At 46.7% G+C, this 11,317-nt stretch carries 14 protein-coding genes; 9 read left to right on the plus strand and 5 right to left on the minus strand.

The features are described from left to right. From V3S16_RS05530 to V3S16_RS05570, 9 genes are all read left to right on the plus strand, one after another. On the plus strand, positions 1-244 hold a 244-nt coding region (locus V3S16_RS05530), incomplete at its 5' end, for a DUF2249 domain-containing protein (RefSeq protein WP_413883679.1). Positions 245-280: 36 nt separating this feature from the next. After that, the gene (locus V3S16_RS05535; RefSeq protein WP_413883680.1) at positions 281-1,453 is read left to right on the plus strand and encodes a cysteine desulfurase family protein; all 1,173 of its coding nucleotides are present in this window, start codon (positions 281-283) and stop codon (positions 1,451-1,453) included. 86 nt (positions 1,454-1,539) lie between these two features. After that, complete coding sequence (locus V3S16_RS05540; protein ID WP_413883681.1) at positions 1,540-2,040, plus strand: iron-sulfur cluster assembly scaffold protein; 501 nt, start codon at positions 1,540-1,542, stop codon at positions 2,038-2,040. Positions 2,041-2,163: 123 nt separating this feature from the next. Next, positions 2,164-2,382, plus strand: a complete 219-nt coding sequence (locus V3S16_RS05545; protein ID WP_413883682.1) for a NifU family protein — start codon at positions 2,164-2,166, stop codon at positions 2,380-2,382. Positions 2,383-2,564: 182 nt separating this feature from the next. Beyond that, positions 2,565-3,608, plus strand: coding sequence for a 4Fe-4S binding protein (locus V3S16_RS05550; protein ID WP_413883683.1), 1,044 nt, complete (start codon positions 2,565-2,567; stop codon positions 3,606-3,608). 217 nt (positions 3,609-3,825) lie between these two features. Then, on the plus strand, positions 3,826-4,215 hold the full coding sequence (locus V3S16_RS05555; protein WP_413883684.1) for an RrF2 family transcriptional regulator: 390 nt from the start codon (positions 3,826-3,828) through the stop codon (positions 4,213-4,215). A 45-nt stretch (positions 4,216-4,260) separates the two neighbouring features. Beyond that, the gene (locus V3S16_RS05560) at positions 4,261-4,992 is read left to right on the plus strand and encodes an HD domain-containing protein (RefSeq protein WP_413883685.1); all 732 of its coding nucleotides are present in this window, start codon (positions 4,261-4,263) and stop codon (positions 4,990-4,992) included. Positions 4,993-5,051: 59 nt separating this feature from the next. Further along, positions 5,052-5,300: a sulfurtransferase TusA family protein gene (locus V3S16_RS05565; protein WP_413883686.1), complete on the plus strand. Its 249-nt coding sequence runs from the start codon at positions 5,052-5,054 to the stop codon at positions 5,298-5,300. 388 nt (positions 5,301-5,688) lie between these two features. Next, the gene (locus V3S16_RS05570; RefSeq protein WP_413883687.1) at positions 5,689-5,922 is read left to right on the plus strand and encodes a DUF2249 domain-containing protein; all 234 of its coding nucleotides are present in this window, start codon (positions 5,689-5,691) and stop codon (positions 5,920-5,922) included. 41 nt (positions 5,923-5,963) lie between these two features. On the opposite strand, the gene V3S16_RS05575 is transcribed toward V3S16_RS05570, so the two are convergent. From V3S16_RS05575 to rpsO, 5 genes are all read right to left on the minus strand, one after another. Beyond that, positions 5,964-6,914 carry an MBL fold metallo-hydrolase gene (locus V3S16_RS05575; protein ID WP_413883688.1) on the minus strand — a complete coding sequence of 317 codons (951 nt, stop codon included), beginning with the start codon at positions 6,912-6,914 and terminating at the stop codon, positions 5,964-5,966. Then, positions 6,868-7,416, minus strand: a complete 549-nt coding sequence (gene dut / locus V3S16_RS05580) for a dUTP diphosphatase (RefSeq protein WP_413883689.1) — start codon at positions 7,414-7,416, stop codon at positions 6,868-6,870. Before dut ends, V3S16_RS05575 begins: the two co-directional genes overlap by 47 nt. A 6-nt stretch (positions 7,417-7,422) precedes the next feature. Beyond that, positions 7,423-8,688: a M16 family metallopeptidase gene (locus tag V3S16_RS05585; RefSeq protein ID WP_413883690.1), complete on the minus strand. Its 1,266-nt coding sequence runs from the start codon at positions 8,686-8,688 to the stop codon at positions 7,423-7,425. A 2-nt stretch (positions 8,689-8,690) separates the two neighbouring features. Then, positions 8,691-10,781, minus strand: coding sequence for a polyribonucleotide nucleotidyltransferase (gene pnp, locus V3S16_RS05590; RefSeq protein WP_413883691.1), 2,091 nt, complete (start codon positions 10,779-10,781; stop codon positions 8,691-8,693). 245 nt (positions 10,782-11,026) lie between these two features. Continuing rightward, a complete protein-coding gene (gene rpsO, locus V3S16_RS05595) occupies positions 11,027-11,296 on the minus strand; it encodes a 30S ribosomal protein S15 (RefSeq protein ID WP_413883692.1) in 270 nt (89 codons plus the stop codon). Between the last annotated feature and the right edge of the window lie 21 nt (positions 11,297-11,317).

Consider the following 11,317-nt stretch of genomic DNA (forward strand, 5'->3'; position numbering starts at 1 on the left):
GCTGGAAAAGGATGAGACCTTGCGGATTATTATGGAATTTAATCCCCTCCCTTTGGTTTATTTATTAAATGCCCGTAACGAATTCGAGATTTCCTATGAGAAAGAGGGACCCGACGAATGGACGCTCCTGGTGAAAAGGACGGCCCCCGGCGAAGATAGAAAAGAGCAATTTAAGGCATTATTGCAGGAACTAAAAGTACGGTCAGGAATTGGTCGGCATAGAGGAAGCCGAAGACTGCTATAAGATTTATATTAAAAAGGTAAAATAAAGGAGCTGGATATGAAAGGCGCCTATTTGGACCATGCCTCGGCAACGCCGGTGAGAAAAGAGGTTATTGAGGCCATGCTTCCATATTTTGAACAAAACTATGGCAACCCTTCCACCGTTAATGACATGGGTTTTAAAATCAAACAGGTCATAGAGAAACAAAGAGCAAAAGTGGCCGAACTCATTGGTGCCGGGGCCGAAGAAATTATCTTCACTTCATCCGGAGCCGAAGCCAACAACCTGGCCGTTAAAGGTGCTGCACTGGCCCGGCAAAAAAAGGGTAAGCATATTATTGTTTCTGCCATTGAGCACAATTCCGTACTTAACTCGGCACGGTTTTTAGAGAGGCTTGATTTTGAGGTGACTTTCCTGCCGGTGGACGAGGATGGATTAGTGGACCCGGAACGTCTGTCCGAGGCGATTAGGCCCGAGACGATCCTGGTATCAATCATGCATGCCAATAATGAAATCGGGACCATCGAACCCATATCGGAAATTGCGGCTGTTTGCAGAGAAAAAGAAATTATCTTTCATACCGATGCGGTTGCAACGGTCGGCAACATACCTGTCGATGTCAATAAGCTGAATGTTGATTTGTTAAGTCTTTCCGGCGTTTCGCTGAGCGCAACAAAAGGAGTTGGAGCACTATATTTCAGAAAAAATTTAAGACTAATGCCACTGATTCATGGGGGTATCCAGGAAAGCGGCCGGCGAGGCGGGACCGAGAACGTTCCGGGCATAGTCGGACTTGGCCGAGCCTCGGAACTTGCTTTGGAGGAGCTGCCCGGTAAAGTGAGTCATGTGCGCCGGTTGAGAGACCTTCTGGTCGCGGGTATTGTTAAACAGATTGAACAAGTTAAGTTTACCGGCCACCCGGAAAAAAGACTTCCCGGGCATGCAAGTTTTTGCGTTGAAGCCATTGAAGGAGAGGCCTTAATCTATATGCTTAACCAGGAAGGCATCTATTCCAATACGGGTTCCGCTTGTGCTTCCAAAGCACTTAAAACGTCACCGGTTTTGGTGGCTATCGGAATACGACCCGATCTTGCTCAGGGATCTATCGTATTTACAATCGAAAGCAGTAACCGGATTGAAGAGATTGAATATGCGCTGGAGAAACTTTGCCTGGCGGTTGAAAAACTTCGTTCGATCTCTCCGATTTGGAGGGGCAAGGCTGTTGCCTGATCAAGATGTCTATATCGGCAACTTCATTTTAGAAGCTTCACATGGAAAAGAAATCAAAGAACTCAGGCTTTGCCGGAAGGTAACAAATGTATACAGAAAATGTGATGGAACATTTCACAAAGCCGCGCAATGCCGGCACCATAGAAGATGCTGACGGAATAGGAGAAGTAGGCAATCCTGTATGCGGCGATATGATGACTTTCTATATCAAAGTAGAGAATGACAGGCTCGCTGACGTAAAATTCAAGACATTTGGGTGTGTGGCGGCTATTGCCGTATCGAGTAAAGTCAGTGAAATGGCAATAGGGAAAACTATAAAGGAAGCCAGATCGATAACAAACAAAATCGTGGCAGAAGCCCTCGGCGGTCTTCCGAAAGAAAAGATGCACTGTTCCAACCTTGGTGCTAAAGGGCTGTCCCAAGCGATTAAGGATTATGAAGATAAAAAATTCGGAAAGCCCAAATCAGAAAAAGCACCTGTCAGAAAGAAAAAACAAAAAAGACACATTCAATGTAACCATTGCGATACCCAAAATCCCATTACGGCAAACTTTTGTATGAGCTGCGGAGAGAAGATAAACACTTAACCCATACTTTTCATGAAACCGTTTCTTTGGTTTTCTATGGAATTAATAACCTTTGTAGAATCTACAAAGGTTTTACAAAATCAATATTTTTAATCTTTATAGCTTATGAGAGGAGGAAATAAAATGAGAAAAAAAATCGAAAAAGCCTTAAAAGATATCAGACCGTCTCTGCAGGCAGACGGTGGAGATGTCGAGTTGGTTGGCGTGGAAAATGGTACTGTCAAGGTCAGATTAACCGGCGCCTGTGCTGGGTGCCCCATGTCACAGATGACATTAAAACAGGGCATAGAAAGTCATATTAAAAAGGTAATCCCAGAAATAGTAAGGGTAGAGGCGGTGTAACTTTATGGGCTAATTGCTTATTATTCAGCAACAACTCGTCCGGTTTTAGATATCTGTGATGACAAGCAGCTGTCTTAATTTATAACAAAAGAGTTTATAACTTCTAAGAATAAAGGTGGTTCAATTACTTTCTCGAGAAAGCCTGTCTACCCAATCATCAATATAAACAGAACATGTGACGCGTGATAGCCGTTCCACAAAATGAGGAAAGGAAAAAACCCCATGCCTGGGGAAAACGAAACTGGATTCAACTGGCCGTATTTCTCGTAACCATCGGAATAGGGATCCAGTTTTACATCTATGTTCATCAGGCATCGGGCAACGGGCCTGTTACCGTACTAAGGCCGCCGGGTGTTGAAGGCTTTCTTCCGATTGGTGCGCTGATGGGATGGAAGCTGTTTGTCCAAACCGGCGTATGGGATCCGGTTCACCCGGCCGCCATGGTGATCTTAGGCTTTGCAGGTTTTATTTCCCTGGCGCTGCGCAAATCGTTTTGCGGATGGTTCTGCCCGGTGGGAACCCTTTCCGAATGGCTCTGGGAGTTGGGAAGAAGCCTTTTCGGGAAAAACTATAAGCTACCCGGCTGGTTGGATTTTCCTTTGCGCAGTCTCAAATACCTGCTGTTGGGGTTTTTTGTAAAGACGATATTTTCCATGAGCAGCCCTGCCATTTTAGGGTTTCTGCAAAGTCCTTACTATAAAATATCCGATGTCAAGATGCTCCATTTTTTTACCCAAATGTCCATTTTATCAATGGTCGTTTTAACCGTTCTGGTTCTATCATCGGTCGTTATACGCAATGTCTGGTGCAGGTACCTGTGCCCCTATGGAGCGCTGATGGGATTGCTGGCCGTATTCAGCCCGACACGGATTCAACGCAATCCCGACACCTGCATCAGTTGTAAAAGCTGTTCGCAAGCGTGTCCCTATTATCTGCCGGTGGATAAAAAGCGCTATATTATCAGTCCGGAATGCAACGGATGCATGGAATGTACGCTGGTCTGTCCGGTTGAAAATACGCTGGAGTTTAAAACCATAGGCACAGGCAAAAATGGTTGGAGTACGGCCAAACTGGGTATCGTCATTATCGGAATTTATATCACGGTGGTGTATACCACCGGAATTACCGGGCACTGGAAAAGTTCAGTAACCGAACACGAATTTCGCGCCAGACTGCGAACCATCAACTCACCTGAAATCATCCATCCAACGGTACCTTTTCGATAGTTGGGGAAAACTGATTAAATCCGGGCACGCCTAGTAGTTGCCTGTCGTCACGCACAGTCCGGTCATTACAGAACTCGGTCGCATTTTTATCAGAAGCAGCATGTTTCGGTTGATCTGAATCCGGTGCAGAGATCAATAGTAAATTAATAGAAAAATTGACAAACAGATGAAGATATATTAATTTAAATATGAATGTCCGTTAAAGGAGGATTAAAAAGTGCTGTCTCAAACGGGTATATATGCAATACGGGCTATGAGTTATATTGCGTCACAGCAGGAAGATGAAAAACCGTTGCTATCTCGCACTATTGCGGAGGAAATGCAAATCCCGGTAAACTTTCTGTCAAAAATTCTAAATCGTCTGGCTCAGGCAGGCTTGATTCGATCCATCCGGGGTCGCAACGGCGGATTTGTTATGACCAGGCCTAAATCAGAAATCTGTGTCCGAGAAGTCGTTGACCTTTTTATGCAGCTCGGCGACCACAAAGACTGCTTATTAGGTCTTAAAAAATGCGATGGGTCGTGTGGTCTTCACCATCGCTGGAGCAACATTACCGAACAATTCGATATGATGCTGGACGAAACCACTATCGATAAAGTAAAGTAAGGTTTTTGATTCAACTATGAATTCATCAAAAATGGAGGAGCTGCAATGAAATGCCCTGGACAGGACAGCCGCTACTGGAAACCTGGGGCGATTTTTGATGCCAAGTGTCCTGAATGCGGGCATACAGTCGAATTTTTTAAAGACGATACCGCCCGCAAATGCGAAAAATGCGGCCACAGGTTCGCCAATCCGGACATGGATTTCGGGTGTGCTTCATACTGTCAGTATGCCGAGCAGTGTATCGGAGACCTGCCGCCGGAAGCCGTGGCTCAGAGAGACGATCTGTTAAAGGATCGAATCGCGGTAGAAATGAAGCGCTATTTCCACACAGATTTTAAGCGCATCGGGCATGCCACGCGGGTGGCGCGCCATGCCGAACGCATCGGCAAGAGCGAAAAGGGCAACCTGGCGGTGATACTGGCGGTGGCCTATCTGCATGACATCGGCATTCGTGAAGCAGAGCGCAAATACAAGAGCACGGCTCCCAAATACCGGGAAAAGGAAGGGTCGGATATCGCCAAGTCGATCATGACCAAGCTGGGCGCCAAGGAAGAACTGATCGATGAGGTTTGCGACATCGTCGGGCATTACCATCATCACGGACCTGGTGAAAGCTTAAATTTTAAGGTTGTATATGATGCGAATCTTATCGCAACCCTCGAGGAAAAGCAGAAAGAGAATCCAATAGATATCGAAGCTCTCTCAATAGATATCGATAAAAACCTTTTGACCGCAAGCGGACGTCAAACAGCACGTGAAGTTCTTTTAGTAAAATAAACGTTAACCCCAAGGGTGCCGGGCAATCCTGAAGAACCAAACGGTGAAAGGGGTATGAGATGAAATTTGTTAAGAACCAGCCTTCAGATGATACGCTGGACTTGGTATGCCGTTCTTGTCCAATGCATCTATTAGAGCCTGGTGACAGACTTAAATGTCTGAAAAAAGGACAGATTTTAGAAGTGTTGACGGACTATGACGGGGCGCTGGAGGACATACCGGAATGGTGTAAAAGATGCGGCCAGGAATTTATGGGCGTGGAAGAGGACGAGGACTGTTACAAATTGTATATAAAAAAGATTAAATAATTGTAATAAGATAAAAAGTTGTACGAACCTGTAACTACAGATCTCGTAAATAATGATAGATGATGTGGTGAAGTTTTGGACAAACCGCTCCATCTCTAATCAAAAAGTTGGGTTCAAAGGTTCAACGTTCAAAGGTTCAGAGGTCGGCCGCCTCGTGTATTACCCCTATGGAATCAATTGTTAAGGAAAAAAGCGCGTAGCGCTTAACCCTGAACCGGGAACCCGGAACCTTATAACCTAGACCGATCTGATGTCCAATTTATTTGCAATCCCATGGTATATAAAGGTCTACGGTCATTAATATAAGGTAAATAAAGAGGTCTGAACTAAGGATTGTGTACTTTATGGCCAAGGGATAATACCTGAATCACAAGAAGGACATGGAAAAATGAACCACAAAATTGAAACTTTAGACTTAATATCGACGCCTCCTCCTGAGAGACCTGAAAAGATCTTTCTGAAATGGAATACATTAAAATCAGGAGAGGTTCTAAGGATTATAAATGACCATGACCCCAGGCCGCTGCATGATTATTTTGAGAAAAAGCAGAAAGGAAAGTTTGAGTGGGAATACGAACTGAAAGGGCCATGGCCTTGGATTGTAAAAATAAAGCGGAAGTAAATTCGCCGGATCAGATTTTAGATTTGGGTGGCTAACTCAAGCTACTTGAGATGTATCAGCGCGCCGCATTCATCCTGCGTCGCTACGTCGAGTTTGGTGTTGGGATGGATTAGAGCCCGGCCGACTTCATCGAGGGCTTTTTGAGGCGTGTTATTGGTCTCGCTCAGATGCGCCAACACTACGTGCTGGAGGCGTTCATGCTGAATTTCCTTTAAAAGGTTTCCGGAGGCCTCATTGGAAAGGTGACCGGCCCTGCTCCGGATGCGCTGCTTCACCGGCCAGGGATATGGACCGTCTATCAGCATGACGGGATCGTGGTTGGCTTCCAGGATCAATAAAGAGCAGCCTTTAAGATGCTCCTTGACCATGGCGGTAGCGATGCCCAGATCGGTGGTGATGCCGACTTTAGTCCCGTTTTGCAGTATGGTAAAACCGGCCGGATCTTGGGCATCATGCGACAGTGAAAAGGGATGGATGGTCAGGTCAGCTATCTTGAAGGTTGTGCCGCACTCAAATCTCTTGAAATCATAAACATCACCTAAATATGATGCCGCGGTCTCTTTGGTGCCGCGAGAAATATAAACCGGCAGGTTAAAGCGGCGTGAAAGAACCCCCACACCCTGTATGTGGTCGGTATGCTCGTGGGAGACCAGGATGGCATCAAGATCTTGCGGACAAAGTCCCTTTGATTGCATCCGGCGTTCAATTTCGATTCCAGAAAGACCGGCATCAATGAGTATCGAAGTCAAGCCGTCGGAAATAAATATGGCGTTGCCCCTGCTGCCGCTGGCCAGGATGCAAACAGAAAGATTGTAATCGAATGTCGCTTGAGGAGCGTTGCGCTTGAGGAGCACTTCGTTTGATGAGCGCTGCGCTTGAGGGGCACTTCGTTTTAAAGATCTAAGTGGAGTGCTCACGTTATTTGATTCTACTCTTTCCTTCACCTTACGATCCCGTATGCCCGAAACCGCCGGTGTTGCGATCGGTTTCATCGAGTTGCTGCACAACTTTCAAGCGGGCCGGGTAAACCCTGTTAATGACCATCTGGGCGATGCGGTCCCCCCGGGAAAACGTATAATCTTCCTTGCCAAGGTTTATTACCGCAAGCTTGACTTCACCGCGATAGTCTGCGTCGATGGTTCCGGGAGAATTAATAAGACCGATACCGTGTTTTACGGCCAATCCGCTGCGGGGGCGAATCTGAGCTTCATAGCCCTCGGGGATGGCAACGGCAAACCCGGTGGGAATCAGCGCTATGGCCCCTTTTTTAAGCACAAAATCCTTTGCAATGGCCGCACATATGTCCATCCCTGCCGCCCGGGGTGTCATGTAGCGAGGCAGGGGTATGTCGGCGTCCGACTCCGGTTTTAAGCGCATAAATTTAATGGTAGGGGTATTATCCATAATGCTCGATACTGGATGCTGGTTTCTGGATGCTGGTTTCTGGATGCTGGATGCTTTTAAAAATATCCAGTATCGAGTATCCAGTATCAAGCATCGCTATAAATCTAGTATATCGTTATATGCGTCTTTATCGCTGACCGGTCCGAGCATTGTCAGGGCAAACCGATTGTCCTGGAAAAGACTTTCAGCCAGTTCCAGGATTTCATCTGCGCTAACCGCTTCAACTTTGTCCACAACCTCCTGCAAGGAAACAAAACGTCCAAAATGGGTCTCGTTCTGTGCCAGGCGAACCATCTGGTTGTCGTTATTCTCTGAAGCCAAGAGAAGGTTGCCTTTCGTGAATTCCTTGGCTTTTATCAGTTCGTTTGAACCGACGCGTATCTCTTTAAGTTTCCTTATCTCCTTTAAAAGCAGCTCGATCGATTCATGTGCGTTTTTGGGATTAACGCCCACATAAGCTCCGAACATGCCGGTGTCTACATAAGATGATATGAATGAGTAGACTGAATAGGCCAGTCCCCTGCGTTCACGTATTTCCTGAAAAAGCCTTGAACTCATGTTACCCCCCAGAAGGGTATTCATCAGGGAGTAGGCATAACGCTGGGGGTCGGTAATTGATATTCCCTTTGTTCCCAGACAGATATGGACCTGCTCCAAATCTCTGTAATGCAAGTTGATCAAGGGATGCGCATCCGGTGTAATGCGTTGGGAGATACCGTTGCCCGGCCGAACGGATTCAAATGCCGGTCCGACCAGGGCAACAAAGCGCTCATGCTCCAAGCTCCCGGCAGCGGAGATGACAATGCGTTCAGGCTGATAAAAACGGTGAAAAAACTTCTTGATGGTATCGGCATCAAAACGAACAATATTTTCACGAGGCCCCAGAATCGATCGCCCCAAAGAATTTTCACCCCAAAAATGATTTCCCGTAAGGATGTGAACATACTCGTCTGGATTGTCTTCAACCATCCCGATTTCCTGAAGAATAACGGCCCGCTCGTTTTCAATCTCTTTGGCATCAAATACAGAGTTTAAAAAAATATCAGCAAGAATGTCCACGATGGTCTCAAGGTGGGTGTCCAATACTTTGGCGTGGTAACAGGTATTCTCCAGGCTGGTAAAAGCGTTGGTCTGGCCTCCGATGGCATCAAATTCCTTGGCGATTTGAAATGCCGTCCGTTTCGCGGTGCCCTTGAAAATCATATGCTCAATAAAGTGCGACAGCCCGCTTTCAGTCTCTGATTCGTCCCGGGCACCGACATTTAGCCACACTCCCATTGATGTCGACCGGACATGGGGCATCTTTTTGGTAACAATCCGAATACCATTTTTAAGGATGGTTTTATTGACGGTCGTACCCATTTTTATTTGGTTCTTTCTTCTTCCAGAACAGCCTTGTGACTCAGGCGGATCTTTCCGTCCCTGCCGACTTCGAGCACCTTGACTCTAATACGGTCTCCTTCTTTGACGATGTCTGAAACTTTTTTGACGCGGTATGGGGCCAGTTGCGAAATATGCACAAGTCCGTCCGTACCGGGCGTTATTTGGACAAAGGCCCCGAAATCCATAATTTTTACCACCGTCCCTTCGTAAATTTGGCCCTCTTCGGGTTCCGCTACAATTTCATTGACCAATTTTAAGGCCGCATCGCCTTCTGCTTGGGAAAAGGCGGCGATTTTGACCATGCCCGAGTCGTCGATTTCAATTTTTGTATTGGTTTCACTTTGAATCGACCGGATTACTTTGCCTCCGGGGCCAATGATTTCACGGATCTTGTCAGGATTGATCTTGATGGTAATTATCTTGGGTGCATAAGGAGAGATTTGTTCGCGCGGTTCCGGCAGAGCTTCCAGCATCTTGTCTAGAATATGAATCCGACCGACGCGGGCCTGTTCCAGCGCCTTTTCCATAATATCCCTGGAAAGTTCATGGATTTTAATATCCATCTGCAGTGAAGTGATGCCGTCTTTGGTGCCGGCGACCTTGAAATCCATATCTCCGGTGTGATCTTCATCTCCTAAGATATCAGAAAGGATCACGACTTGGTCTTTTTCTTCTACAAGACCCATGGCGATGCCTGAAACCGGGGCTTTTATGGGAACCCCTCCGTCCATAAGCGCCAGGATACCTGAACATACGGTTCCCATGGATGAAGACCCGTTTGATTCCAAGACCTCTGAGACGATCCGAATGGTATAGTCGAAATCTTCCTTGGGCGGCAGAACTTTTTCTATGGCTCTGGTTGAAAGCCCGCCATGCCCGATGTCCCTGCGGCTGGGCCCCATGAACCGCCTTGCTTCTCCCACCGAATAGGGCGGAAAATTGTAATGGAGCATAAAGGGCCGGTACTCTTCGCCTAATAACGTTTCCACCCGCTGCTCATCCTGTCCCGAGCCAAGGGTCAGCACACCTAAGACCTGGGTTTCTCCCCGTGTAAAGAGAGCACTCCCGTGAGTTCTGGGCAGAAGGCCGGTCTCGCAAGCGATGGGCCTGATTTCGTCAAATTTTCTGTTATCGATTCGACGACCTTCTTTAAGGACAAGATCTCGCATTATTTTTCTGTTTAACTCTTTCAGTATGGCGTTTATTTCACCGGTTCGATCAGCGTAGTCCGGGCCCAACTTTTCGATTATATCAACTTTGATATTGTGAAGCGCCGCGCTGCGTTCTACTTTTGGGGGGATCAGCAGGGCTTCGGATATCCGCAAAGATGCTTCCATCTCAATTTTACCAGCCAGTTCCTCATCCCTTGCAGGTGGAACAAAGGGGCGTTTGGGCACGCCGTGGGTCTCTCTGAGTTTTGCCTGCAGCTCTATGATCGGCTGCATCTCTTTGTGGCCGAAAAAAATGGCTTCCAATATATCAGCTTCAGTGACGATGTCGCCGCCGCCTTCTACCATGATCACACCGCTTTTTGAACCGGCAACAATAATGTTGATATCAGATTGCTCCCATTCGTCGATGGTCGGATTGATTGTGAATTGACCGTCCAGCCGGCCGACACGTACCGATGCGATGGGTCCTGCAAACGGAATATCCGATATTTCGAGCGCAGCCGATGCCCCGATCATCGCTAAAATATCGGGCTCGTTTTCCTGGTCCATGGAGAGCACCGTTGCAATCATTTGAGTTTCATAGCGGTACTCTTTGGGGAAGAGCGGTCGAATAGGACGGTCGATGAGACGGGCTGTTAATGTCTCTTTTTCTGAGGGTCTTCCGATTTCACGTCTGAAATAATTTCCCGGTATCCGGCCTGCTGCATAAATTTTTTCCTGGTATTCAACAGTTAGCGGCAAAAAATCTATCGCACGTTCTTCTTTGGTCGATACCACCGTTACTAATACGATGGTGTCGCCATATTTAACCATAACCGAGCCGGACGACTGCTTGGCAACTTTTCCGGTCTCGATACTCAGAGGTCTCCCTCCGACTTCTGCTTTAAGTACAGTCTCCATATTTATCTCCTAAGAGGAAGGCAATTTCAAATACAGCTATTCAAAAAATCACATGATTTTAAGCTAACTAATGGTAAAATTAAAATAAAAAGGGCTGGTACAATCACCGGCGGTAAGACAAACAATACCAGGCAGCAGCCTGGTATTGTTTTGTGAAGCATACATTTCCGAGTCGGATATTATAAACATTTGGCGTCTAGAGCGTGTTAAAACCCTCGGCCGGTAAACCCGGTATAGAAAGGGACCTATCTCCTCAATCCCAGGGCTTCGATGACGGTCCTGTATCGTTTTACATCCTTGTTTTTAACGTAGTTCAAAAGCCGGCGCCGTCTGCCGACTAAAATCAGCAAACCTCTGCGGGAATGATGATCCTTTTTATGAACCTTCAGATGCTCCGTAAGATACGAAATACGTTGTGTTAAAAGCCCGACCTGTACCTCCGGTGAACCGGTATCGGCTTCATGCAGCTTAAACCGCTCTATCATCTCCTTTTTGTCTTTTGATGTTGAAACCAATTCTTTTCGCCTCCTGTATTT

Origin of the sequence: Candidatus Desulfatibia sp. (genome assembly GCF_036446775.1) — a bacterium.
Taxonomy (GTDB): Bacteria; Desulfobacterota; Desulfobacteria; order Desulfobacterales; family UBA11574; genus Desulfatibia_A.